Source organism: Phaeocystidibacter marisrubri (assembly GCF_008933165.1).
Lineage (GTDB): Bacteria > Bacteroidota > Bacteroidia > Flavobacteriales > Schleiferiaceae > Phaeocystidibacter > Phaeocystidibacter marisrubri.
In genome coordinates this window covers 281506-302795 of sequence record NZ_WBVQ01000002.1, presented here as the reverse complement: position 1 = coordinate 302795, position 21290 = coordinate 281506, and the positions used below count along the sequence as shown (strand labels likewise).

The 21290-nt window shown below is 46.2% G+C and carries 31 protein-coding genes; 26 read left to right on the top strand and 5 right to left on the bottom strand.

Annotated elements, in window-relative coordinates; genetic code table 11:
* Window positions 1-3: 3 nt before the first annotated feature.
* The 5 genes from F8C82_RS08825 to F8C82_RS08805 all read right to left on the bottom strand — a co-directional run bounded on the left by F8C82_RS08825 (window position 4) and on the right by F8C82_RS08805 (window position 5687).
* Complete coding sequence (locus tag F8C82_RS08825; RefSeq protein ID WP_151693223.1) at window positions 4-600, bottom strand: nucleotide exchange factor GrpE; 597 nt, start codon at window positions 598-600, stop codon at window positions 4-6.
* A gap of 122 nt (window positions 601-722) precedes the next feature.
* A complete protein-coding gene (locus F8C82_RS08820; RefSeq protein WP_151693222.1) occupies window positions 723-1292 on the bottom strand; it encodes a TlpA family protein disulfide reductase in 570 nt (189 codons plus the stop codon).
* 12 nt (window positions 1293-1304) lie between these two features.
* Window positions 1305-2615 carry a UDP-N-acetylglucosamine 1-carboxyvinyltransferase gene (gene murA, locus F8C82_RS08815; RefSeq protein ID WP_151693221.1) on the bottom strand — a complete coding sequence of 437 codons (1311 nt, stop codon included), beginning with the start codon at window positions 2613-2615 and terminating at the stop codon, window positions 1305-1307.
* 24 nt (window positions 2616-2639) lie between these two features.
* The gene (locus F8C82_RS08810) at window positions 2640-3311 is read right to left on the bottom strand and encodes a DUF4290 domain-containing protein (protein WP_223279525.1); all 672 of its coding nucleotides are present in this window, start codon (window positions 3309-3311) and stop codon (window positions 2640-2642) included.
* A 12-nt stretch (window positions 3312-3323) separates the two neighbouring features.
* Window positions 3324-5687 (bottom strand): ATP-dependent helicase, encoded by a 2364-nt coding sequence (locus tag F8C82_RS08805; protein ID WP_151693220.1) that lies wholly within the window; start codon window positions 5685-5687, stop codon window positions 3324-3326.
* Between the two features lie 282 nt (window positions 5688-5969).
* On the opposite strand from F8C82_RS08805, the gene F8C82_RS08800 reads away from it, so the two are divergent.
* The 26 genes from F8C82_RS08800 to rplO all read left to right on the top strand — a co-directional run bounded on the left by F8C82_RS08800 (window position 5970) and on the right by rplO (window position 21275).
* Complete coding sequence (locus tag F8C82_RS08800) at window positions 5970-7319, top strand: T9SS type A sorting domain-containing protein (protein ID WP_151693219.1); 1350 nt, start codon at window positions 5970-5972, stop codon at window positions 7317-7319.
* Window positions 7320-7551: 232 nt separating this feature from the next.
* Complete coding sequence (locus F8C82_RS08795) at window positions 7552-8868, top strand: T9SS type A sorting domain-containing protein (protein ID WP_151693218.1); 1317 nt, start codon at window positions 7552-7554, stop codon at window positions 8866-8868.
* Window positions 8869-9090: 222 nt separating this feature from the next.
* Window positions 9091-9471 carry a 30S ribosomal protein S12 gene (gene rpsL, locus F8C82_RS08790; protein ID WP_151693217.1) on the top strand — a complete coding sequence of 127 codons (381 nt, stop codon included), beginning with the start codon at window positions 9091-9093 and terminating at the stop codon, window positions 9469-9471.
* A gap of 25 nt (window positions 9472-9496) precedes the next feature.
* Complete coding sequence (gene rpsG / locus F8C82_RS08785) at window positions 9497-9967, top strand: 30S ribosomal protein S7 (protein ID WP_151693216.1); 471 nt, start codon at window positions 9497-9499, stop codon at window positions 9965-9967.
* A gap of 14 nt (window positions 9968-9981) precedes the next feature.
* Window positions 9982-12084 carry an elongation factor G gene (gene fusA / locus F8C82_RS08780; RefSeq protein ID WP_151693215.1) on the top strand — a complete coding sequence of 701 codons (2103 nt, stop codon included), beginning with the start codon at window positions 9982-9984 and terminating at the stop codon, window positions 12082-12084.
* Between the two features lie 13 nt (window positions 12085-12097).
* Entirely contained in the window at window positions 12098-12403 is a 306-nt protein-coding gene (rpsJ, locus tag F8C82_RS08775) for a 30S ribosomal protein S10 (protein ID WP_151693214.1), read from the top strand.
* 24 nt (window positions 12404-12427) lie between these two features.
* A complete protein-coding gene (gene rplC / locus F8C82_RS08770; RefSeq protein WP_151693213.1) occupies window positions 12428-13042 on the top strand; it encodes a 50S ribosomal protein L3 in 615 nt (204 codons plus the stop codon).
* Window positions 13042-13674, top strand: coding sequence for a 50S ribosomal protein L4 (rplD, locus tag F8C82_RS08765; protein ID WP_151693212.1), 633 nt, complete (start codon window positions 13042-13044; stop codon window positions 13672-13674). Before rplC ends, rplD begins: the two co-directional genes overlap by 1 nt.
* Window positions 13674-13967 carry a 50S ribosomal protein L23 gene (gene rplW / locus F8C82_RS08760; protein WP_151693211.1) on the top strand — a complete coding sequence of 98 codons (294 nt, stop codon included), beginning with the start codon at window positions 13674-13676 and terminating at the stop codon, window positions 13965-13967. Before rplD ends, rplW begins: the two co-directional genes overlap by 1 nt.
* 5 nt (window positions 13968-13972) lie before the next feature.
* On the top strand, window positions 13973-14797 hold the full coding sequence (gene rplB, locus F8C82_RS08755; protein WP_151693210.1) for a 50S ribosomal protein L2: 825 nt from the start codon (window positions 13973-13975) through the stop codon (window positions 14795-14797).
* A 10-nt stretch (window positions 14798-14807) separates the two neighbouring features.
* Window positions 14808-15089: a 30S ribosomal protein S19 gene (rpsS, locus tag F8C82_RS08750; RefSeq protein ID WP_151693209.1), complete on the top strand. Its 282-nt coding sequence runs from the start codon at window positions 14808-14810 to the stop codon at window positions 15087-15089.
* Between the two features lie 12 nt (window positions 15090-15101).
* Complete coding sequence (gene rplV, locus F8C82_RS08745; RefSeq protein ID WP_151693208.1) at window positions 15102-15530, top strand: 50S ribosomal protein L22; 429 nt, start codon at window positions 15102-15104, stop codon at window positions 15528-15530.
* Window positions 15531-15538: 8 nt separating this feature from the next.
* Entirely contained in the window at window positions 15539-16258 is a 720-nt protein-coding gene (gene rpsC / locus F8C82_RS08740; protein ID WP_151693207.1) for a 30S ribosomal protein S3, read from the top strand.
* A gap of 26 nt (window positions 16259-16284) precedes the next feature.
* Complete coding sequence (gene rplP / locus F8C82_RS08735) at window positions 16285-16704, top strand: 50S ribosomal protein L16 (protein ID WP_151693206.1); 420 nt, start codon at window positions 16285-16287, stop codon at window positions 16702-16704.
* Between the two features lie 4 nt (window positions 16705-16708).
* The gene (rpmC, locus tag F8C82_RS08730) at window positions 16709-16915 is read left to right on the top strand and encodes a 50S ribosomal protein L29 (protein ID WP_151693205.1); all 207 of its coding nucleotides are present in this window, start codon (window positions 16709-16711) and stop codon (window positions 16913-16915) included.
* 6 nt (window positions 16916-16921) lie between these two features.
* Window positions 16922-17182: a 30S ribosomal protein S17 gene (rpsQ, locus tag F8C82_RS08725; RefSeq protein ID WP_151693204.1), complete on the top strand. Its 261-nt coding sequence runs from the start codon at window positions 16922-16924 to the stop codon at window positions 17180-17182.
* A gap of 1 nt (window position 17183) precedes the next feature.
* The gene (gene rplN / locus F8C82_RS08720) at window positions 17184-17552 is read left to right on the top strand and encodes a 50S ribosomal protein L14 (RefSeq protein WP_151693203.1); all 369 of its coding nucleotides are present in this window, start codon (window positions 17184-17186) and stop codon (window positions 17550-17552) included.
* Between the two features lie 19 nt (window positions 17553-17571).
* Complete coding sequence (rplX, locus tag F8C82_RS08715; RefSeq protein WP_151693202.1) at window positions 17572-17889, top strand: 50S ribosomal protein L24; 318 nt, start codon at window positions 17572-17574, stop codon at window positions 17887-17889.
* Window positions 17889-18434, top strand: coding sequence for a 50S ribosomal protein L5 (gene rplE / locus F8C82_RS08710; protein ID WP_151693201.1), 546 nt, complete (start codon window positions 17889-17891; stop codon window positions 18432-18434). Before rplX ends, rplE begins: the two co-directional genes overlap by 1 nt.
* A gap of 6 nt (window positions 18435-18440) precedes the next feature.
* Window positions 18441-18710: a 30S ribosomal protein S14 gene (gene rpsN / locus F8C82_RS08705; protein WP_151693200.1), complete on the top strand. Its 270-nt coding sequence runs from the start codon at window positions 18441-18443 to the stop codon at window positions 18708-18710.
* A 19-nt stretch (window positions 18711-18729) separates the two neighbouring features.
* Complete coding sequence (rpsH, locus tag F8C82_RS08700) at window positions 18730-19128, top strand: 30S ribosomal protein S8 (RefSeq protein WP_188477377.1); 399 nt, start codon at window positions 18730-18732, stop codon at window positions 19126-19128.
* 18 nt (window positions 19129-19146) lie between these two features.
* Window positions 19147-19704, top strand: coding sequence for a 50S ribosomal protein L6 (gene rplF, locus F8C82_RS08695; RefSeq protein WP_151693199.1), 558 nt, complete (start codon window positions 19147-19149; stop codon window positions 19702-19704).
* Window positions 19705-19711: 7 nt separating this feature from the next.
* Window positions 19712-20068 (top strand): 50S ribosomal protein L18, encoded by a 357-nt coding sequence (gene rplR, locus F8C82_RS08690; RefSeq protein WP_151693198.1) that lies wholly within the window; start codon window positions 19712-19714, stop codon window positions 20066-20068.
* 6 nt (window positions 20069-20074) lie between these two features.
* On the top strand, window positions 20075-20599 hold the full coding sequence (rpsE, locus tag F8C82_RS08685) for a 30S ribosomal protein S5 (protein ID WP_151693197.1): 525 nt from the start codon (window positions 20075-20077) through the stop codon (window positions 20597-20599).
* A gap of 20 nt (window positions 20600-20619) precedes the next feature.
* The gene (gene rpmD / locus F8C82_RS08680; RefSeq protein WP_151693196.1) at window positions 20620-20802 is read left to right on the top strand and encodes a 50S ribosomal protein L30; all 183 of its coding nucleotides are present in this window, start codon (window positions 20620-20622) and stop codon (window positions 20800-20802) included.
* A 23-nt stretch (window positions 20803-20825) separates the two neighbouring features.
* Complete coding sequence (rplO, locus tag F8C82_RS08675; protein WP_151693195.1) at window positions 20826-21275, top strand: 50S ribosomal protein L15; 450 nt, start codon at window positions 20826-20828, stop codon at window positions 21273-21275.
* Window positions 21276-21290 lie beyond the last annotated feature (15 nt).

The window sequence follows — 21290 nt, the reverse complement described above, 5'->3', positions numbered from 1 at the left end:
ATCTTAGCTTTGTGGTTCACCATCGGCTACAACCACTTTGGCATAGCGAAGAATCTTTTCTCCGATGTAGTAACCCGGTTCAATTTCATCAATCACCTTACCTGCCATATCTGGTGTAGAGGCAGGAATTTTAGTGATGGCTTCCATGAAGTCAACATCGAACTTCTTACCAACGGTGTTTTCCATTGGCTTGAGGCCCTTTTGCTTCAAGGTGTCGTTTAATTTGTTGTAGATAAGGGTGATTCCCTTGGTGCTTTCGCTGTCAGCTTCTGCTTCGCTAATGTTCTTTAGCGCGCGTTGGAAATCGTCCAACACAGGAAGCATGGCATTCAATACCTCGCGATTGGCTGTGGTAGAAAGCTCAACTCGTTCGCGCGCATTGCGCTTACGGAAGTTCTCAAACTCAGCGTAGAGGCGAAGGTTTTGGTTCTTCAACTCCTCAATTTCGCTTTTGAGCTTTCCTATCTCGTCAGAGGCATTGTCACCTTCAGAAGCTTCAACGTTAGTTTCTTCGTTTTCAACAACTTCTGTAGCTGCATTGTCAACCACCTTCTCTTCCTGAGAGGCTGCTGCTTTTGTCTCTTCGCTTTTCTTGGTCATTTTCTGCTGTTTTACGCGTTCTACACGCGATCAAAAGGTTGGCAAAGGTAGTGCCATCCAACAGATTACGCCAATCTGACAGAAGAGAAATAAAGGGAAATGACAAGAGTTGTGCTGAGGTGTCAGCGTTTCAGCTTTTCAAGCTCGTATTCAAGGCGACCAACGTGGAGATGTTGACTGATCAATTTACCTTCACCATCAATCAAGAAGCCTGTTGGAATCGCATTAATTTGGTAGAGTGCCGCAATGTTCGAACGCCATCCTCTCAAGTCACTTACGTGATTTGGCCATTTTTGATCGAGGTCTTCAATCCCCTTTTTCCAAGAGCTGATGTTTCGATCCAATGAAACTGAGAAAATAGTAAACCCGTTCTCTCCATTGGCAAATTGCGATTTGTTGTATTTGTCGTACGCCGCAACAGCTTGAGGCATGGTTGCTTTACACGGGCCACACCATGACGCCCAGAAATCAATATAAACTACTTTTCCACGTAAATCACTCAAGCGAAGGGTGTCACCAGATGGGGTTCTTCCCACAATTTCTGGAACGCGTTCTCCAATGCTGAAGATTTGATTGGATTCGGCGTTTTCTACTGGAGTAGAAACTTCTTCTGAGCTTGCGAATTCACTGTACCCTCCGTAGGCCAATAGAGCTACAAAAGGGACAATGCTAAATAGTTTATTTGCTTTCATGTCGTTTGCGTTTTAGTCCAATCTAACAATCTCTGCGCCAATGTTTCTCAAGCGCTCGTCAATGCGCTCGTATCCGCGATCAATTTGTTCGATGTTGTGAATGGTACTGGTTCCTTCAGCACTCAATGCGGCAATCAAAAGTGAAATACCTGCACGAATGTCTGGTGAAGTCATAGTCGTAGCTCGAAGTGAATACTTACGCTCGAGACCAATTACGGTGGCACGGTGAGGGTCGCATAAGATGATTTGAGCTCCCATGTCGATCAGTTTATCCACGAAGAAAAGTCGGCTTTCGAACATCTTTTGATGAACGAGAACACTTCCTTTAGCTTGCGTAGCCACTACGAGAATAATACTCAATAGGTCGGGTGTGAACCCCGGCCAAGGTGCGTCGGAAATCGTCAATATACTTCCGTCAATAAACGTATCAATGGCGTAGATATCCTGTGATGGAATAAAGATGTCTTCCCCTCTGCGCTCGAGTTGAATCCCCAGTTTTTTGAAAACTTCGGGAATCACTCCTAATTCGTCGTATTCAACATTCTTGATCGTGAGCTCACTCTTGGTCATGGCTGCCAAGCCAATCCACGATCCCACTTCAATCATGTCAGGTAGACATCTGTGATCGCAACCACCGAGTTTTTCAACTCCGGTAATCTTTAGGAGATTGGAGCCGATGCCCTCAATCTGTGCTCCCATGCGCACCAACATTTTACAAAGCTGTTGGAGGTAAGGCTCACATGCGGCATTGTATATGGTAGTAACTCCTTCGGCTAATACCGCTGCCATAACAATGTTGGCTGTACCCGTTACGGAGGCTTCATCCAACAACATGTACTCGCCCTTGAGTCCTTCTGGAGCTTCTACGCCGTAGAATTCCGACTCTTCCTCGTAAACGAATTTTGCGCCTAACTTTTGGAATCCGATAAAGTGGGTGTCCAATCTTCGTCTACCGATTTTGTCGCCACCTGGCTTAGGAATGTATCCCTTGCCAAAGCGAGCGAGGAGCGGTCCCACAATCATGATGGAACCACGAAGGGCACCACCTCTTTCCTTAAACTCCTTAGAGAATAGGTAGTCGATGTTGATGTCGTCTGATTGGAAGGTGTATTCACCCGGACCCTTTTTGCGAATCTTCACACCGAGATCTTCTAGGATGTCGATGAGTTTATTGACATCGCGAATGTCGGGTATATTGGATATGGTGATTTCCTCATCGGTGAGTAGAACGGCACAAAGGATTTGAAGCGCTTCGTTTTTCGCTCCTTGTGGAGTAATTGATCCGTGTAGCTTTTTGCCGCCGCGAATTTGGAATGTAGCCATCAGGCAATCGGGATTGGAAGGTGATTACTTCTTGTTATTGTTGCTGCCACTTGGGCGTTTGCGTGCCTTGCTCTTTTTTCTCTTTCTGTTGTTGGAGGAAGAGCTTGCACCCGTATGTGTTGGAAGAATGAGCTCGTTGGAGAGTTCAATCCCCTCTAGATCTAGCTTACCCTCTGCAAGTGTGTTCAACTCCTGAAGGATCACACTATCATCTACCGTGTCTTTGTTCCAGGTGAGGTAACTCTTCTTCATCTGATTGGCGATTTGACGCACCAATTCTCGTTTTTCCTCCCCATCTTCACGCTTAATAGCCTCTTGAATCATATCTCGAACGATGTTGCCGTAATGGCGCATGCGGTAGTTGCGAGATGGGTACTCAATTTGGTCGGGAAGACCTGCGAACGTGTCTGCAGTAGGAATGGGGTAGGGAGAGTCTACGTCCAGTTTGAAGTCACTCATAATAAAGAGGTGATCCCAAAGCTTGTGCTTGAAATCAGGGGTATCTCTCAAGTGAGGGTTCAAGTTGCCGATTACATCAATGATGCTTTGGGCAACGGCATTCCGCTTTTCTTTGTCATCAATCGTAAGGCAGTGTTCTACCATGCGGTGAACATTACGACCGTATTCCGGAATTTTTAGGTCCGGTCGGTCGGTATTGTATTCCACGTCGGGAATATGTGATAAATCTTTCGTCATGTTATGCGGAAATTAGGCTCTCGCCTTCTGCAATTTAGCAAACTTCAATAAGAGGCGTTTTTCCCCAGCGTTATCAAAATGGATGACCGCTTTTCTATCGGCTCCTTGTCCAATAACTTCTTTAACGGTGCCCAATCCAAAACGATCATGAATAACGCGCTCGCCTTGCGCTAAGTCTTCTGGAGCTCCCTTTTCTACGCCTTGCAAGTTCTGATTGGCATCGGAAATGCTTCTGAGCTTTTGATGCTTGCGAGGAGGAACAGGTCGATGTGTGGGTTCAGACTTCGTTTTCTTTTCAAACTTAGGTCGCCCTCCAAAGTTATCGTTTCCTTTTGAAACGACATTGCTTTTTGGTGCTTCGAAAGCATTGCGCACTTCATCAGGGGGGGAATAGAATCCTCCGAACTCAGGAACGCGGATATCTAAGTACTTTTCGTCTATCTCTTCAATAAAGCGACTCGGTTCACAATCGATTAGTTTTCCCCAGCGATAACGAACATGAGCATAGGTGAGGAAGGCTTGCTTCTCAGCACGGGTTAAGGCCACGTAGAAGAGTCGTCTTTCTTCCTCCAGTTCAGAACGCGTGTTCATGGACATCATAGAAGGGAACAGGTTTTCTTCCATCCCCACGATGTACACATATGGGAATTCAAGACCTTTTGCAAGGTGGATGGTCATCAAATTGACCTTGTTCACATCTTCAGGATTGTCTTTATCGGCATCAGTCAACAAGGCAATGTCTTCCAAGTAATACGAAAGCGATGCGTCTCCATCTTCAATTTGCTGCTGCTGCTCGCTAAAGTCCTTGATGCCGTTTAGCAATTCTTGAATGTTTTCATATCTCGAAACCCCTTCAGGCGTCTTGTCTTCAGATATGCTCTTGATGAGGCCAGAGGTTTTGGCTATGTGTGCCGCTACTTCAAAAGCGTCGTGCTTGGAGGCTAAGACAGAGTAACTCTTAATGCGTTCAACAAAGTCGAGGATGCGTTGCTGCGTAGGTTTGTTGATGCCTGTTGGGTAGAGGTAGATGTTTTCTGCAATCTCCCACATGCTCTTCTCCTGGGCGTTGGCAACATTGATCAATCGGTCGATGGTTGTCTGACCAATTCCTCTTGCAGGGTAGTTGATCACGCGCTTGAAAGCTTCTTCGTCAATGGGGTTGATCGCCAAGCGAAAGTAGGCCAATAGGTCTTTGATTTCCTTGCGTTGATAGAAGGAAACACCACCGTAAATTCGGTAGGGGATGTTTCGCTTTCTCAATGCGTCCTCAAACGCTCTACTCTGAGAGTTGGTGCGATAAAGGATACAGAAGGAATTCCACGCTTCGCGATTTTGTTGATGGAGTTCAAAGATGTTTGAGGATACGTAGTTCCCTTCATCAGAATCGCTCACAGCTTTGTGAACGACAATTTTTTCACCGCGATCATTAGAAGTCCAAACGTTCTTCTCGAGCTGGTCTTTGTTCTTCGAGATGATGCTGTTAGCCGCTTCTACAATGTTGGAGGTAGAGCGGTAATTCTGTTCGAGTTTAAAGGTCTTGGCATCCGGGTAATCCTGCTGGAAATTGAGAATGTTGCGAATGTTGGCCCCACGGAAGGCGTAGATTGACTGAGCGTCATCACCTACCACGCATACGTTTTCGTACTTGCTAGCAAGTGCTTTTACAATCAGATACTGACTGTGGTTTGTATCCTGATACTCGTCCACCAAGATGTATTTGAATCGCTCTTGATACTTGGCGAGTACGTCGGGGAATAGGTGCAGGAGTTCATTGGTCTTTAAGAGAAGATCATCAAAATCCATCGCTCCTGAACGGAAACACTTTTCGGTGTAGGCCTTATAGATGTTGCCGAGCATTGGCATTTTTGCCGCTGCGTCATTCTCTTGCAAATCAGCGCGATTCGCGTACGCTTTTGGAGTAATTAGATTGTTCTTGTACGACGAGATACGTCCTTGAACAGATTTCGGTTTGTAAATCTCCTTGTCGAGATTGTTCTCTTTGATGATTTGTGAAATCACCTTTAGGGAGTCTTCACTGTCGTAAATCGTGAAATTGGACGGATAGCCCAATCGACTCCCTTCAATTCTAAGAATCTTGGCAAAAACCGAGTGGAAGGTTCCCATCCAGAGGTTTTTAGCTTCGCTTTCACCTACAATCTTGGCAATACGCTCTTTCATTTCTCGAGCGGCCTTGTTGGTAAATGTAAGAGATAGAATTTGAAAGGAATCAACGCCTTTTTCCATGAGGTGAGCAATGCGATAGGTAAGGACACGGGTTTTGCCCGAGCCAGCACCAGCTATCACCATCATTGGACCTTCCGTTGCGAGAACGGCTTGTTTTTGAGCGTCGTTAAGTTGATCGATATATGAACTCAAAAGGAGTGGATTTTGTAAAGTGAAGGACGACAAAAATAAGGAAACACATTGGCGCTCAAAGAGTACTCACTCGGGAAATTACGCTTCACATGAATATAGATGGATATCGTACTTACCCATGGCGATTCATTCATCCAAATGAGGTGTTTGATTTATCTTCATTTCATCGGTAACTATTTGTAAAGGGGATTTCACTCCTTGTCCATACCCGTTCTACTCTTTGCTGTTGTGGTATTGACAATTTATCAAGACATTCCTCCACCTAACACAAACTCTCGTCTGATGAAAAAATTATTATTCTTGGGGATTAGCCTATTTTTCTCGGTTAGTCTGAGTGCCTCCCACTTATTGGGCGGTCAATTATCTGCACAATGTAACGACGATCCTAATACGTCTGGTTTTGAGTACGATATCTCCTTTGTTATCATTCGTGATGCAAACGGAGTGGGCTTGGGGCCAACTCAAAATATTGAAATCGCTCCAGCTGGAGGGTCGGCCATGAATACCACTGTGACTCAAGCCAACAGCATTACGTTTGCAATCGGTTCGCGCCAAATTGAAATTGTTTGGTATGAAGGATCGGCCACGCTACAGCCTAATACGAATTATACTTTGTCTTGGAATTCTTGCTGTCGTCCCATGGGTGTTTTGAACATTCCGAACAGCGTCGGTCAATCTATGCATTATTGGGCGCAGATCAATACGGGATCGTCTTGCAATAGTACTCCACAATTTGTGGCTCCGCCTTTACTAGTATGGCCGAATCAAATTTCTTGGATGGGCTCAATCGCTGCATTCGACTTTGACGGTGATGCTCTCACATATGGATTAGATGTTCCATATGGCCAAGCAGGTACACCAAATGCAGGATACACCATGCCGAGCTCATTGCCAGGTGGTCAGCCTAATGTCGATTCTACCAATGGTCTTTTCCAATATGTAGCAGATGGACCAGGTTCATACAGTTTGGTTTATGAAATTACAGCCCGTGATGCCAATGGGGTGGTGAATGCTATCGTTCGTCGCGACCTCTACTTAGAAGTTATTCCAATTCCAGGAAGCCCGATTAAAGTAGTTCCTGCGCTTCCAATCAATAATCCGCATCACGACTGGGTAGTGGGTAATCCAGATACATTGGTGTTCCAAGCCGCATGTGATGGTGGAATTACAGCATCGTACCACGTGCCTGATTTTGTGGATGTATCCAAAATTGATTTCTGGGTCAACCAATACAAGTTTGCCGATAGTGCAGATGTGTTCTTCACCTATCGTCCAACCATGAGCGATATCGGAACCGAATTCCCAGTGGTCGTTCGTTTTGAAGGTGGTGATCTAACTTGGGATGAAGTGTTCTACGTTGGAGCTAAAACCGATGTGGGGCTTGAAACCCTAGAACATGGTCAAGCTTACATCTTCCCGAATCCTGCCAAAGATAAAATTACAGTGGCCTTTGATTCTCCTATGTCTTCTATCCGAATGGTAGATGCTACAGGTAGAGTAGTGGCAGAGGCTGATCTATCTAAAGTAGTAGGTGAATGGTCTAGTGACCTCCAACTCCGCGCCGGTATTTACTTTGTAAATCTTACCGATGCAAACGGAGTGAGCTGGACAGAGCCATTGATCATTCAATAAGTTATTAATTATCCTCACTTTAAAGTCTCGACTTCGGTCGGGACTTTTTTTTGATAGCTGCTCGACTTCCAAGATTTCTCTTAGAAGGTGTCTCCACTGTACGAAAGACAGAGCCCATGGGAATGTTCGAGAGTGGATGTTTTGATGACGTTGTAGGTTAACTTTTGCATTGCGGGAGCGGTTGTTCAAGAGGTGTGTATCTTCGCCTCTAAATTTGAGAAATACTAGATTGATGATTACAAGTATTCGATTACTCCTTACCATTTTGGTGATGTCGCCTATGTTGTCGCATGGCAGTGTTCTTGGAGGGACGATCAAAGCGGTGTGTGTAGATGATCCTGCAACCCCACAGCGGGAGTATTACGTGGAGATCAATATCATTCGAGATCACGGCTCGTCGATCACCAATACTAGTGATATCTATATCAACGATTCCGTATTCGCGTTGCCGCTTGCTTACTCCTACTTGATTCCCAATACCATGGCTCCGCTGGAGTTTATTCAGTATGGAGATACATTGTTGTTCGCGGACTACTCAGCCTATTGGTTAGAGTGGCAAGAGTGCTGTAGGAGTTCTTTGGTTCAAAATGTGACTTCTACCGATAGTGTGTATATCCATGCTTATTTAGAAACAGGAGGAAGTTGTAACAGTCTGCCTGAGTTGGTGGCTCCGCTCAATCCGAACTGGAGTGCAACTATTGGTCAGGCTGCCTTAACGATGTACGACAGAGATCACGACTCGCTCCTATACGCCATGAGTTTCCCTATGATTGACGATTCAACGGCAGCTCCATTTCAGATTATTCAAGGAACGACTTCCAATCCCTTCACGGTAGACGCCAACGGAATTTTACGTGGAGATCGCGTAGAACAAGACGGCATATTTGCCTATGTTATTCAAGTGAATTCCTTGGATGCTAGCGGCACTTCCAATGGGTATGTTCGGCTGGAATCGGTGTTGGGGTTTTCGTCCCAGGATGTTGAGATTCGGGTTCGTCCCGGTGCAAAGATCACTGATCGATTTCATCAATGGACAAGCGGAAAGTTAGACAGTGTGCGTTGGGTAGTGGGGAGTACTCCTTTGGCGAATGCGAAGAACTATTTGCCAATCCATCTGCAACAAGCCTTATTTAGAGATTCATTGGGAATAGCTGGGGATAGCGCTGTGGTTAGTTTCCAGTGGAATCCCAGTACGCCAGAAGTCGGTTATAGGATTCCCATGGTTGTTCGCACGCAAATCGGAGCTTCGCGTTACGATGAGGTGGTTTGGATGTTTGCGAAAACCGGAATCGGCTTGAAAGAGTGGGGCTTAGAGGCCGCAGTGGTCTATCCAAATCCCAGCGGTGGAGAATTGCATATAGCGACCGAAAGAGGAGATCATAGCTACCAGTTAGTGGATGGATTTGGACGAGTGCTACTGGACCAGCTAGTAGAGAATCCAGGTTCGATAGAAGATCTTGATTTAGAACTTCCCGAAGGCGTTTATCACCTTTTGGTTTATGGAAGTGAAAACCGGGTGCGTCATGTCAAATGGGTTATTGTGAAATAGCCCAAATGAAGGGGCTATATAATAATGTTATAAAGTAGAGGGGAGAGTCGGTCATTTTGATCGACTTTTTCATTTCTCATCAGGCGGGAGCCAAATGTCAGATTATCAGTAACATTTTCACGTAAACCATTGTGGGATAGGTTTTTTGTTCTACATTTGCAGTCCCTAAAAAATAGGGGATAATTACGTATTTGCAAGATTATCAACGCAATAAGGTAACAGATGCCAACGATTCAACAGTTAGTTCGCAAAGGCAGAACGAAAATTGAGAAGAAGAGCAAGTCGGCCGCTCTGGATGCCTGCCCGCAACGCCGTGGCGTGTGTACTCGTGTTTACACGACTACACCAAAGAAGCCAAACTCGGCAATGCGTAAGGTAGCCCGTGTCCGCTTGACGAATGGGAATGAGGTGAACGCCTACATTCCAGGTGAAGGTCACAACCTTCAGGAACACAGTATTGTATTAGTGCGCGGTGGTCGTGTTAAGGACTTACCAGGTGTACGCTATCACATTGTTCGTGGTGCATTAGACACTGCCGGTGTAGAAGGTCGTAACCAACGTCGCTCGAAGTACGGAACTAAGCGTCCAAAAGCTAAGAAGTAAAAAGCAGTAATCATTTCATTGCGACATGAGAAAGACCAGAGCTAAAAAGAGAATCCTTTTACCGGATCCAAAGTTCAATGATCCATTGGTAACAAGGTTTGTGAATAACTTGATGTACGACGGCAAGAAGAGTGTTGCCTTCAGTATCTTCTACGATGCACTAGAAATCGTAGCGGAGAAGACGGAAAGCGCTAACGGTCTTGACGTTTGGAAGGAAGCATTGACAAATGTAATGCCGCACGTAGAAGTGCGTAGCCGCCGTGTAGGTGGTTCAACCTTCCAAATCCCTATGCAGATTCGCCCAGAGCGTAAAATCTCCATGGCGATGAAGTGGTTGATTCAATATTCACGTTCACGTAACGAGAAGACAATGGCAGCTCGTTTGGCTGCTGAGATCGTTGCCGCTTCTAAAGAGGAAGGTGCAGCAGTTAAGAAGCGTATTGATACGCACAGAATGGCTGAAGCTAACAAAGCATTCTCACACTTCCGATTCTAAATCTTTAGAAAATCATGGCAAACAGAGATCTCAAATACACAAGAAATATCGGTATCGCTGCACACATCGATGCTGGTAAAACAACGACCACCGAGCGTATTCTTTACTACGGTGGTGTGAGTCATAAAATTGGTGAGGTGCACGATGGTGCAGCTACTATGGACTGGATGGAGCAAGAGCAAGAGCGTGGTATCACGATCACCTCTGCCGCTACTACATTGAACTGGCCATACCGTGGAGACAATTACCACGTAAACATCATTGACACTCCGGGTCACGTTGACTTTACTGTTGAGGTTAACCGTTCCCTTCGTGTGTTGGATGGTTTGGTATTCTTGTTCAGTGCGGTAGACGGTGTTGAACCACAGTCTGAGACCAACTGGAGACTAGCAAACAACTACAACGTACCTCGTATTGGTTTCGTTAACAAGATGGACCGTCAAGGTGCCGATTTCTTGAACGTAACTCGTCAGGTAAAAGATATGTTGGGTAGCCACGCGTTGCCACTTCAGATTCCAATCGGAGCTGAAGCGGACTTCAAAGGGGTTATCGACTTGATTAACTTCCGTGGTATCGTTTGGAACGAGGAAGATATGGGTATGACTTTCGAGGAAGTTGAAATCCCAGCTGACCTTCTTGACGAAGCTACGGAGTACCGTGAGAAATTGTTGGAAGCAGTAGCTGAGTTCGACGATACTCTTATGGAGAAGTACTTCGAAGATCCAGAATCACTTTCTGAGCGTGAGATCCTTAACGCATTGCGTGAGGCTACTATCGCTGGTAAAGTAGTTCCAATGATGTGTGGTTCCGCGTTCAAGAACAAAGGTGTTCAGGCTATGCTTGACATGGTGATGGAAATCCTTCCTTCTCCACTTGACGTTGACGCAATTCGCGGAACAAACCCTAAGACTGAAGAAGAGGAGTCTCGCAAGCCTAGCTTCGAATCTCCATTCGCAGCACTCGCATTTAAAATTGCAACAGATCCATTCGTAGGACGTCTTTGCTTCACTCGTGCATACTCAGGTATCCTTGAGTCTGGTTCATATGTATTGAACACTCGTACGGGTAAGAAAGAGCGTATCTCACGTATTTTCCAAATGCACGCGAACAAGCAAAACCAGATTGATTCTTTGGGTGCTGGTGATATCGCTGCATTGGTTGGATTTAAAGATATCAAGACTGGTGACACACTTTGTGATGAGAAGTCGCCAATCGTTTTGGAATCAATGGACTTCCCAGATCCGGTTATCGGTTTGGCAATTGAGCCTAAGTCGAAAGCTGACGTGGACAAGTTGGGTGTAGCTCTAGCTAAATTGGCTGAAGAGGATCCAACCTTCCAAGTTAAGACCGACGAAGATTCAGGTCAGACTGTAATCAGTGGTATGGGTGAGCTTCACTTGGACATCATCATGGACCGCCTTAAGCGCGAGTTCAAGGTTGAGGTTAACCAAGGTGCTCCACAGGTATCTTACAAAGAGACTATTAAAGGCACTGTTGATCACCGTGAGGTTTACAAGAAGCAAACGGGTGGTCGTGGTAAATTCGCCGATATCGTTGTAGTTATCGAGCCAGGTGAGGAAGACAAGCCAGGTTTGATCTTCGTAAACGAAGTGAAAGGTGGTAACGTACCTCGTGAATTCATTCCTTCAGTAGAGAAAGGATTCAAGGACGCGATGTCAAACGGTGTATTGGCAGGATTCCCTGTAGATAGTTTGAAAGTTACTTTGAAAGACGGTTCATTCCACCCTGTGGATTCCGACCAACTTTCATTTGAATTGGCAGCGAAAATGGCGTATAGAGAAGCTCTTCCAAAGGCTTCACCTATTTTGCTCGAGCCTATCATGAAACTCGAAGTTCTTACTCCAGAGGAGAACATGGGTGACGTAGTAGGTGACTTGAACAAGCGTCGCGGTCAAGTAGAAGGTATGGATAGCCGTAACGGTTCTCAAGTTATCAAGGCTAAAGTACCATTGTCTGAAATGTTCGGTTATGTAACGGACTTGCGTACTATCACGTCAGGTCGTGCGACATCAACTATGGAGTTCTCACACTTCTCTGAGACACCTAAGAACATCGCTGACGAGGTAATTGCTGAGGTTAAAGGAAGAAAAGCTTAATAGAGTTCATCAAATGAGCCAGAAGATCAGAATCAAATTGAAGTCTTACGACCACAACTTGGTAGACAAGTCTGCTGAGAAGATCGTTAAGACGGTGAAGAGCACAGGCGCAGTAGTAAATGGTCCAATTCCATTGCCTACAAACAAGCGTATTTTCACAGTGCTCCGCTCACCACACGTGAATAAGAAAGCCCGCGAACAGTTTGAGCTTAGCTCATACAAGCGTTTGCTCGACATCTATAGCTCGTCGTCTAAGACGATCGACGCTTTGATGAAGCTCGAGCTTCCTAGTGGGGTTGAAGTAGAGATTAAAGTTTAACGGACGCATTAATCAATAGTTGAGATGCCTGGATTGATTGGTAAAAAAATCGGAATGACCAGCATTTTCAGCCCGGAAGGCAAAAACTTGCCTTGTACGGTACTTGAGCTTGGCCCATGTGTGGTTACTCAAGTGAAAACTGAAGATGTCGATGGTTACAGTGCCGTGCAGATTGGATTTGGCGAGAAGAAACACGCCTCACAACCTGCCGCCGGCCATGCCAAGAAAGCTGGAACAACTGCAAAGAGAAAGTACGTGGAATTCCGCGACTTCGCTGCAGATTCAGTTAAGTTGGGTGAAACATTGAATGTAGACATGTTCGCCGAAGGTGAATTTGTCGACATCGTGGGAACTTCCAAAGGGAAGGGTTTCCAGGGTGTTGTTAAGCGCCACGGTTTTGGTGGTGTTGGACAAGCTACCCACGGTCAGCATAACCGCCTACGTGCACCGGGTTCAATCGGTGCCGGTTCAGATCCTTCACGCGTATTCAAAGGAATTCGCATGGCTGGTCAGATGGGTGGTGACCGCACCAAGATTCAAAACCTTCAAGTGTTGAAGGTCGACACTGAAAAGAACCTTCTTATTGTGAAGGGCTCAGTGCCGGGAGCGAAAAACTCATTCGTAATCGTAGAGAAGTAATGGAACGCACGGTCATCAATACCCAAGGAAAAGACTCCGGACGTAAGATCGTACTCAACGATGGAGTATTCTCTATCGAACCAAATGAGCACGCGATTTACTTGGACGTTAAGCAGTACCTCGCTAATCAGCGTCAAGGTACGCACAAGGTGAAGGCTCGTGCGGAAGTATCTCGTACGACCAAGAAGCACCACAAGCAAAAAGGAACTGGTGGAGCACGTTACGGTTCATTGAAAGGTCCATTGCACCGCGGAGGTGGAACGGCTTTCGGTCCTGAACCACGTGACTACGGTTTCAAATTGAATAAGAAAGTTAAGACTTTGGCTCGCCGCTCTGCTTTGAGTATGAAAGTGAAGAATGATCAAGTTATCTTTTTGGAAGACTTGAACTTCGATGCTCCTAAGACCAAGCAGTATGCGGAAATCCTTAAAGCTTTGGGACTTAACGACAAAAAAAGCGTTGTAGTTGTAGGAGATACAAATAAAAACGTATATTTGTCGTCCCGAAATTTTGAGGGGTCGAAAGTTGTAACAGCCTCTGATTTAAGTACTTATCAGATTATGAACGCGGGAACGCTAGTACTTACAGAAGGTTCGATTGAGAGAATTGAGAACGTATTAAGCGAAAAGTGATGGAGAATATTTTAATCCGTCCGATCATCACAGAGAAGGCATCAGCAGACAGCGAGGAGCGCAATCGTTACTCGTTTGTTGTACGTCGTGACGCCAACAAAGTGGAGATCAAGAAAGCGATTGAATCGTTCTACGGAGTTAACGTAGATGCGGTTCGCACTCAAGTTGTTCCAGCTCGCAAGATGAGTCGTTACACCAAGGCAGGAATGATCCAAGGATCAAAGTCTGCATACAAGAAAGCCATCGTGGACGTACGCGAAGGAGAAATGATTGATATCTACAGCAATATCTAATAGCCATGGGGGTAAGAAAACTTAAACCGACATCGCCAGGACAACGCCACCGCGTAGTCAATGAATATTCGGCGATTACGAATTCCGCCCCGGAAAAGGCTTTGCTGAAAGGTAAAAAGCGAAGCGGCGGACGTAATAACACAGGTAAAATGACCATGCGCTATATCGGTGGTGGTCACAAGAAGAGATATCGCGAGATTGACTTCAAGCGCGAGAAATCGAACATACCTGCGGTTATTAAGAGTATCGAATATGATCCAAACCGTACTGCATTCATCGCCTTGGCGGTTTATGCTGACGGGGAGAAGCGTTACATGATTGCTCCGAATGGCCTACAAGTAGGTCAGTCAGTAGTGAGCGGTTCTAACGTAGCTCCGGAAGTGGGTAATGCAATGCCATTGTCTGACATTCCATTGGGTACTGTAATTAGTTGCATCGAATTGCGTCCTGGTCAGGGTGCTGCAATTGCTCGCTCTGCGGGTTCATTTGCACAGCTTTTGGCACGTGACGGTAAGTATGCAATTTTGAAAATGCCAAGTGGTGAAACACGTATGATCTTGGTTACTTGTATGGCTACCATCGGTGTAGTTAGCAACAGTGATCACGCTCAAACGGTAAGTGGTAAAGCCGGTCGCAACCGTTGGTTGGGTCGTCGTCCACGCACACGAGGTGTTGCTATGAACCCGGTTGATCACCCAATGGGTGGTGGTGAAGGTCGCGCGAGCGGTGGTCACCCACGTTCAAGAACTGGTGTTCCAGCTAAGGGTTACAAGACCCGTACGCCGAAGAAGGCGTCAAACCGTTACATCATCGAAAGACGAAAGAAATAATTAAAGGGATATGGCTCGTTCGCTGAAAAAAGGACCCTACATCCACTACAAACTCGAGAAGAAAGTTCTCGCGAATGTTGAGTCGGGTAAGAAGACGGTGATCAAAACTTGGTCAAGAGCTTCGATGATCTCTCCAGAATTTGTTGGACAGACCATCGCCGTTCACAACGGACGCACTTTCGTGCCGGTGTATGTAACGGAGAACATGGTAGGTCACAAACTCGGAGAATTCGCACCAACGCGTACTTTCCGTGGCCACGGAGGTAACAAAAAGGACAAAGGCAAACGATAATCGACAAACGAAATGGGTGTACGTAAGAAAAACAGAGCGATTGCTCTGAAGGCAGCCAAGAAGGAGAAGGCGATTGCAAGTTTAAACAATTGTCCTACATCTCCGCGCAAAATGCGCTTGGTAGCGGATATGATCCGTGGAGTGGAAGTTGAGAAAGCAATGTTCATGTTGAAGCATTCACCGAAAGAGGCTGCTAGCCGCTTGGAGAAATTGCTTCGTTCTGCCTTGGCCAATTGGGAAGCTAAGAATGAAGGACAGCGCTTGGAAGACCACAACTTGATTGTACAAGAAATTCAAGTGGATAGTGGAAGAATGTTGAAGCGAATTCAAGCTGCTCCGCAAGGACGTGCTCACCGAATCCGCAAGCGTTCAAACCACGTAACACTTGTTGTGGGAAGCGCTGCTGCTACTGATGTGAACGAGACTACTGAAGCCAAATAAACGAGACAATGGGACAAAAGACGAACCCTATCGGGAACCGACTTGGATACATTCGTGGCTGGGAGAGCAACTGGTACGGAGGACGTAACTACGGCGATAAGCTCGCTGAAGATGCAAAAATCCGTAAGTATCTCTACGCCAGACTAACAAAAGCGAGTGTGTCGCGCATCATTATTGAGCGCACCTTGAAGCTCGTTACCGTGACAATCACTACGGCTCGTCCGGGTATTATCATCGGGAAAGGTGGTCAAGAAGTAGACAAGCTACGTGAAGAGTTGAAGAAACTCACTAAAAAGGAGGTTCAAATCAACATTCACGAGATTAAGCGACCTGAGTTGGATGCCAAGTTGGTAGCTGACAGTGTTGCCCGCCAATTGGAAGGACGTATCTCTTTCCGTCGTGCTGTGAAAATGGCCGTTGGTGCAGCAATGCGCATGGGAGCTGAAGGAATCAAGATCCAAGTATCTGGACGTTTGAACGGCGCAGAGATGTCACGTTCTGAAATGTTCAAAGATGGTCGTACTCCACTGCACACATTCCGTGCGGACATCGACTATCATCAATCTGAAGCTCACACGACTTACGGTCGTATTGGGGTGAAGGTTTGGATCATGAAAGGCGAGGTGTATGGCAAGCGTGACTTGTCTAACATGCTCGGCAATGTGAAGAAAACCGGCGGCGGAAACCAGAAAGGTGGTTCTCCAAAGCGCAGAGGTGGAAAGAAGTAATCAGAGGATATTAAATCGTCGTACCGATGTTATCACCGAAACGGACGAAGCATAGAAAAACGTTCAAGGGCAAAATGAAGGGCAATGCCCAAAGAGGTACTCAATTGGCTTACGGGTCATTTGGTATCAAGTCCCTTGACTCAGTATGGATGACCTCTCGTCAGATCGAGGCCGCCCGTATCGCCGCAACACGTTATATGAAACGTGAAGGTCAATTGTGGATTCGCATTTTCCCAGACAAGCCTATTACGAAGAAGCCTCTCGAGGTACGTATGGGTAAGGGTAAAGGTGCTCCTGAATATTGGGCAGCCGTGGTTAAGCCAGGTCGCATGCTCTTTGAACTCGATGGTGTTCCATACGAGATCGCTAAAGAAGCCTTGCGCCTAGCAGCACAGAAGTTGCCGGTACGTACGAAGTTTGTAGTCAGACGAGATTTTGAAGCTTAATACGATGAAACAGTCAGAAATCACTGGTCTAACGACCGAGGAGCTTCAGGAGCAATTGGTAGAGTTCGAAATGAACCTCACCAAAATGCGAATGACACACCACATCAGTCCGTTGGAGAATCCGATGAGCTTGAGATCAACTCGTCGCGATATTGCTCGCATGAAGACTGAACTAGCGAAGAGAGAAACAGAAGCTTCAGCAAAAGCATAACACGCGATGGAAACAAAGAGAAATCTCCGTAAAGAGCGTATTGGGGTTGTAACTAGCTCCAAGATGAACAAAACCGTTACGGTAAACGTGCATCGTCGCGTTAAGCACCCATTGTACGGTAAGTTTGTCAACTTCAGCAAGAAGTTTCACGCACATGATGAAACAAACGATTGCAACGAAGGCGACACCGTACGCATCATGGAAACACGTCCACTCAGCAAGACTAAGAAGTGGAGAGTAGTCGAAATCATCGAAAGGGCTAAGTAAGATGGTACAACAAGAATCGAGACTAAAAGTAGCCGATAACACTGGCGCGAAAGAGGTGCTTTGCATCCGCGTGCTAGGTGGCACGAAGCGTCGTTACGCTTCTGTAGGCGACAAGATCGTTGTTACTGTGAAACAAGCAACCCCTAGCGGAAACGTGAAGAAGGGTTCAGTTTCTACAGCGGTTGTAGTTCGCACAAAGAAAGAAGTACGTCGTCCAGACGGATCATACATCCGTTTTGATGATAACGCTTGTGTACTCTTGGGTGCAACGGGTGAAATGCGCGGTACACGTGTATTCGGTCCTGTTGCTCGTGAGTTGCGCGATCGTCAGTTCATGAAGATTGTATCTCTTGCGCCTGAGGTGCTTTAATCGAATAATGAGAGAAGCAATGGCAAAGTTTCATATCAAGAAGGGAGACAACGTAACGGTAATCGCCGGTAACTCTAAAGGAGAGACTGGACGCGTTATTCGTATGATCCCAAAGCAAAACCGTGCCGTCGTAGAAGGCGTGAACATGGTTTCAAAGCACCAGAAGCCTAGTGCTTCTAACCCGCAAGGGGGTATTGTAAAAATGGAGGCTCCAATCCACATCTCTAATTTGATGTTGATTGATCCTAAAGAGAACGTTCCTACACGTGTTGGACGTCGCGTAGAAGACGGCAAGATCGTTCGTTATGCGAAGAAATCAGGTGAGGTAATCAAGTAATGGATATGCAACCAAGACTTAAAAGCGTTTACCGCGAGAATATCGTTTCGGCGTTGACCGAAGAATTTGGTTATAAGAACCAAATGGAGGTTCCACGTCTTCAGAAAATCGTACTTAGCCAAGGTGTTGGTGGTGCGGTTGCTGATAAGAAGATGATTGAATACGCGGTTGATGAAATGACAATCATCGCAGGTCAAAAGGCCGTGATGACAAAATCGAAGAAGGATATCTCTAACTTCAAACTCCGTAAAGGCATGCCGATCGGAGCACGTGTTACTCTACGTAGTGACCGTATGTTGGAGTTCTTGGATCGTTTGGTATCGGTATCTCTACCGCGTATCCGCGACTTCCAAGGGATCAAGGACGGTTTTGATGGCCGTGGTAACTACACAATGGGTATCACTGAGCAAATCATCTTCCCTGAAATCGACATCGACAAGGTGAATAACATCACCGGTATGGATATCACATTCGTAACAACCGCGAAGACTGACAAGGAAGCTAAGGCCTTGTTGAAAGCTTTCGGATTACCTTTTAAAAAGTAAGCGAAGATGGCTAAAGAATCAATGAAGGCCCGCGAGGTCAAGCGCGAAAAACTCGCTGCGAAGTACGCTGAGAAGCGTGCCGCTCTAAAAGCAGCAGGAGATTATGAAGGACTACAGAAGCTTCCTAAGAACGCTTCTCCAGTTCGTCTTCACAATCGTTGCAAGTTGACCGGACGTCCACGTGGTTACATGCGTCAGTTTGGTCTTTCACGTGTAATGTTCCGTGAAATGGCAAACAAGGGATTGATCCCAGGTGTGAAGAAAGCTAGTTGGTAAAAAGAATAAAGCGAAAGAGATGATCACTGACCCAATCGCCGATTTCCTAACTCGTGTTAGGAACGCTGCCAAGGCCGGCCATAAAGTGGTTGAGATCCCAGCGTCTAAGCTGAAGATCGAAATGACTAAGATCCTGGTGGATCAAGGATATGCGCTTAGCTACAAGGTAGCGGAAGACGGTCCTCAAGGCACCATCAAGATCGCCCTAAAGTACGATGCGCTAACCAAGCAACCAGCATTCCGCGGTCTTCACCGTGTGTCTAAGCCAGGTCTGCGCCAGTACACCAATGTAGAAACTATGCCACGTGTGAAGAACGGTTTGGGTGTAGCTATCGTGAGCACTTCTAAAGGAGTGATGACCGATAAGCAAGCTCGTGCCAACAACGTAGGTGGTGAAGTATTATGCTACGTTTATTAATCTGCAAAGAATAAGACCATGTCAAGGATAGGTAAGGCTCCCATCGCCATTCCCCAAGGCGTCGAAGTGCAGGTGAACGGAAACGTTGTGACTGTAAAAGGTAAACTCGGAGAGTTGACTCAGGTAATTTCTGAGCCGAATATCTCAGCTTCTGTTGAAGAAGGAGTTATCAACGTTGAGCGTGCAAACGACGAAAAACCTACACGTGCTCAGCACGGATTGTATCGCGCTTTGATCAACAACATGGTTGTTGGTGTTTCAGAGGGCTTTAAGAAAGAACTAGAATTGGTCGGTGTAGGTTACCGCGCTGCCAACCAAGGTCAACTTCTTGATATCTCAGTAGGTTACTCACACAATATCGTGTTTGAGCTTCCAAGTGAAATCAAAGTTGAAACGAAGTCGGATAAGGGTAAGAACCCTTTGATCACTCTCACATCTCACGACAAGCAGCTTCTCGGAGCTGTTGCAGCGAAGATCCGTTCGTTCCGCAAGCCGGAGCCGTACAAAGGAAAAGGTATTCGCTTTGTTGGTGAGCACATTCGTAGAAAAGCTGGTAAATCTGCAGCTAAAAAATAAGTAGGCAATGGCACTCACTAAGATCGAAAGAAGAAATCGCATCCGCCGTCGCATCCGCAAGAATATCGCGGGTACTGCGGATAGCCCACGCCTTGCTGTTTTCCGTAGCAACAAGGAGATCTACGCTCAGTTGATCGACGACGTTACTGGAAAAACGCTTGCATCTGCGTCTTCTCTTGCAAAAGAGATCACAGGAGCAGAAGGAACTAAATCAGATAAAGCCAAGCTCGTTGGTAAGGCAATCGCTGAAAAGGCTCTAGAAGCTGGAATCAACGCTTGTTCATTCGACCGTGGCGGTTATTTGTATCACGGACGTGTAAAGTCTTTGGCTGAAGGAGCTAGAGAAGCCGGACTCAAATTCTAATTGACCATGTTGAAAGGTATCAAGAACGTAAAGACCGTTAAGCCATCAGGTTTGGAACTCGTTGACCGCCTAGTAGGTATTCAGCGTGTAACTAAAGTGACCAAAGGTGGACGTACTTTCGCTTTCTCAGCCATGGTGGTTGTAGGAAATGAGAACGGAATCGCTGGTTACGGACTCGGAAAATCTAAGGAAGTTTCTGAGGCGATCACCAAGGGAATCGAGGACGCGAAGAAGAATTTATACCGTATTCCACTAAATGGAACAACAGTTCCTCACGAAGAAGTTGGAAAATTCGGTGGAGCTAGAGTATTTTTGCGCCCCGCTGCGCATGGTACCGGTGTAATTGCCGGGGGTGCTATGCGTCACGTGTTGGAGAGTGCAGGTGTTCATGACGTATTGGCCAAGTCGAAAGGGTCTTCTAACCCACACAACTTGGTAAAGGCAACTTTCGTTGCTCTTTTGAAAATGCGTGATGCACGTGAAGTTGCTCGTCAACGCGGAGTGAGTATGAGCAAAGTGTTCAACGGTTGATCCGATAAATACAACGAAAGATGTCGAAAGTAAAGATCACCCAAGTGCGCAGCGCGATCAATCGCCCAGGCCGCCAAAAGAAAACCCTCGAGGCTCTTGGCTTGCGTAAGATGAATCAAACTGTAGAGCACGAAGCCACAGAACAGATTAAAGGTATGATCACGAAAGTGGCGCACCTTGTGACTGTAGAAGAAGTACAGTAACAACAGTATAAAGGATCAAAGCAATGGATCTTAGTAATCTCAGACCCGCAGAGGGTTCTACGCATAAGGGTATCCGCATTGGTCGCGGTGAAGGTTCCGGTAAAGGGGGCACTTCAACACGTGGTCACAAAGGTGCAAAGTCACGTTCGGGTTACTCTCGTAAGATTGGTTTTGAAGGTGGTCAAATGCCACTTCAACGCCGCGTACCAAAATTCGGTTTCAAAAATATTAACCGTGTTGAATACCGTTCGATTAACCTCGACGCAATTCAGGCACTCGTTGATAATAAGATTGTTACCGATACGGTAGACAGAGAAGTACTTGTTGCAAATGGTTTGGCCGATAAAAAGGACCTTATCAAAATTTTGGGTCGTGGCGAATTGAAAGCTAAATTGACCATCAAAGCAAACAAGTTCAGTGAAACAGCAAAATCAGCCATCGAAGCTCTAGGTGGAGTGGCTGAGACGCTCTAAGCGCCTATTTACCGC

What these genes read in the sequence shown, in the direction of transcription:
- F8C82_RS08825 (WP_151693223.1), bottom strand. Translation starts at nt 600, where the DNA reads ATGACCAAGAAAAGCGAAGAGACAAAAGCAGCAGCCTCTCAGGAAGAG.
- F8C82_RS08820 (WP_151693222.1), bottom strand. Translation starts at nt 1,292, where the DNA reads ATGAAAGCAAATAAACTATTTAGCATTGTCCCTTTTGTAGCTCTATTG.
- murA (WP_151693221.1), bottom strand. Translation starts at nt 2,615, where the DNA reads ATGGCTACATTCCAAATTCGCGGCGGCAAAAAGCTACACGGATCAATT.
- F8C82_RS08810 (WP_223279525.1), bottom strand. Translation starts at nt 3,311, where the DNA reads ATGACGAAAGATTTATCACATATTCCCGACGTGGAATACAATACCGAC.
- F8C82_RS08800 (WP_151693219.1), top strand. Translation starts at nt 5,970, where the DNA reads ATGAAAAAATTATTATTCTTGGGGATTAGCCTATTTTTCTCGGTTAGT.
- F8C82_RS08795 (WP_151693218.1), top strand. Translation starts at nt 7,552, where the DNA reads ATGATTACAAGTATTCGATTACTCCTTACCATTTTGGTGATGTCGCCT.
- rpsL (WP_151693217.1), top strand. Translation starts at nt 9,091, where the DNA reads ATGCCAACGATTCAACAGTTAGTTCGCAAAGGCAGAACGAAAATTGAG.
- rpsG (WP_151693216.1), top strand. Translation starts at nt 9,497, where the DNA reads ATGAGAAAGACCAGAGCTAAAAAGAGAATCCTTTTACCGGATCCAAAG.
- fusA (WP_151693215.1), top strand. Translation starts at nt 9,982, where the DNA reads ATGGCAAACAGAGATCTCAAATACACAAGAAATATCGGTATCGCTGCA.
- rpsJ (WP_151693214.1), top strand. Translation starts at nt 12,098, where the DNA reads ATGAGCCAGAAGATCAGAATCAAATTGAAGTCTTACGACCACAACTTG.
- rplC (WP_151693213.1), top strand. Translation starts at nt 12,428, where the DNA reads ATGCCTGGATTGATTGGTAAAAAAATCGGAATGACCAGCATTTTCAGC.
- rplD (WP_151693212.1), top strand. Translation starts at nt 13,042, where the DNA reads ATGGAACGCACGGTCATCAATACCCAAGGAAAAGACTCCGGACGTAAG.
- rplW (WP_151693211.1), top strand. Translation starts at nt 13,674, where the DNA reads ATGGAGAATATTTTAATCCGTCCGATCATCACAGAGAAGGCATCAGCA.
- rplB (WP_151693210.1), top strand. Translation starts at nt 13,973, where the DNA reads ATGGGGGTAAGAAAACTTAAACCGACATCGCCAGGACAACGCCACCGC.
- rpsS (WP_151693209.1), top strand. Translation starts at nt 14,808, where the DNA reads ATGGCTCGTTCGCTGAAAAAAGGACCCTACATCCACTACAAACTCGAG.
- rplV (WP_151693208.1), top strand. Translation starts at nt 15,102, where the DNA reads ATGGGTGTACGTAAGAAAAACAGAGCGATTGCTCTGAAGGCAGCCAAG.
- rpsC (WP_151693207.1), top strand. Translation starts at nt 15,539, where the DNA reads ATGGGACAAAAGACGAACCCTATCGGGAACCGACTTGGATACATTCGT.
- rplP (WP_151693206.1), top strand. Translation starts at nt 16,285, where the DNA reads ATGTTATCACCGAAACGGACGAAGCATAGAAAAACGTTCAAGGGCAAA.
- rpmC (WP_151693205.1), top strand. Translation starts at nt 16,709, where the DNA reads ATGAAACAGTCAGAAATCACTGGTCTAACGACCGAGGAGCTTCAGGAG.
- rpsQ (WP_151693204.1), top strand. Translation starts at nt 16,922, where the DNA reads ATGGAAACAAAGAGAAATCTCCGTAAAGAGCGTATTGGGGTTGTAACT.
- rplN (WP_151693203.1), top strand. Translation starts at nt 17,184, where the DNA reads ATGGTACAACAAGAATCGAGACTAAAAGTAGCCGATAACACTGGCGCG.
- rplX (WP_151693202.1), top strand. Translation starts at nt 17,572, where the DNA reads ATGGCAAAGTTTCATATCAAGAAGGGAGACAACGTAACGGTAATCGCC.
- rplE (WP_151693201.1), top strand. Translation starts at nt 17,889, where the DNA reads ATGGATATGCAACCAAGACTTAAAAGCGTTTACCGCGAGAATATCGTT.
- rpsN (WP_151693200.1), top strand. Translation starts at nt 18,441, where the DNA reads ATGGCTAAAGAATCAATGAAGGCCCGCGAGGTCAAGCGCGAAAAACTC.
- rpsH (WP_188477377.1), top strand. Translation starts at nt 18,730, where the DNA reads ATGATCACTGACCCAATCGCCGATTTCCTAACTCGTGTTAGGAACGCT.
- rplF (WP_151693199.1), top strand. Translation starts at nt 19,147, where the DNA reads ATGTCAAGGATAGGTAAGGCTCCCATCGCCATTCCCCAAGGCGTCGAA.
- rplR (WP_151693198.1), top strand. Translation starts at nt 19,712, where the DNA reads ATGGCACTCACTAAGATCGAAAGAAGAAATCGCATCCGCCGTCGCATC.
- rpsE (WP_151693197.1), top strand. Translation starts at nt 20,075, where the DNA reads ATGTTGAAAGGTATCAAGAACGTAAAGACCGTTAAGCCATCAGGTTTG.
- rpmD (WP_151693196.1), top strand. Translation starts at nt 20,620, where the DNA reads ATGTCGAAAGTAAAGATCACCCAAGTGCGCAGCGCGATCAATCGCCCA.
- rplO (WP_151693195.1), top strand. Translation starts at nt 20,826, where the DNA reads ATGGATCTTAGTAATCTCAGACCCGCAGAGGGTTCTACGCATAAGGGT.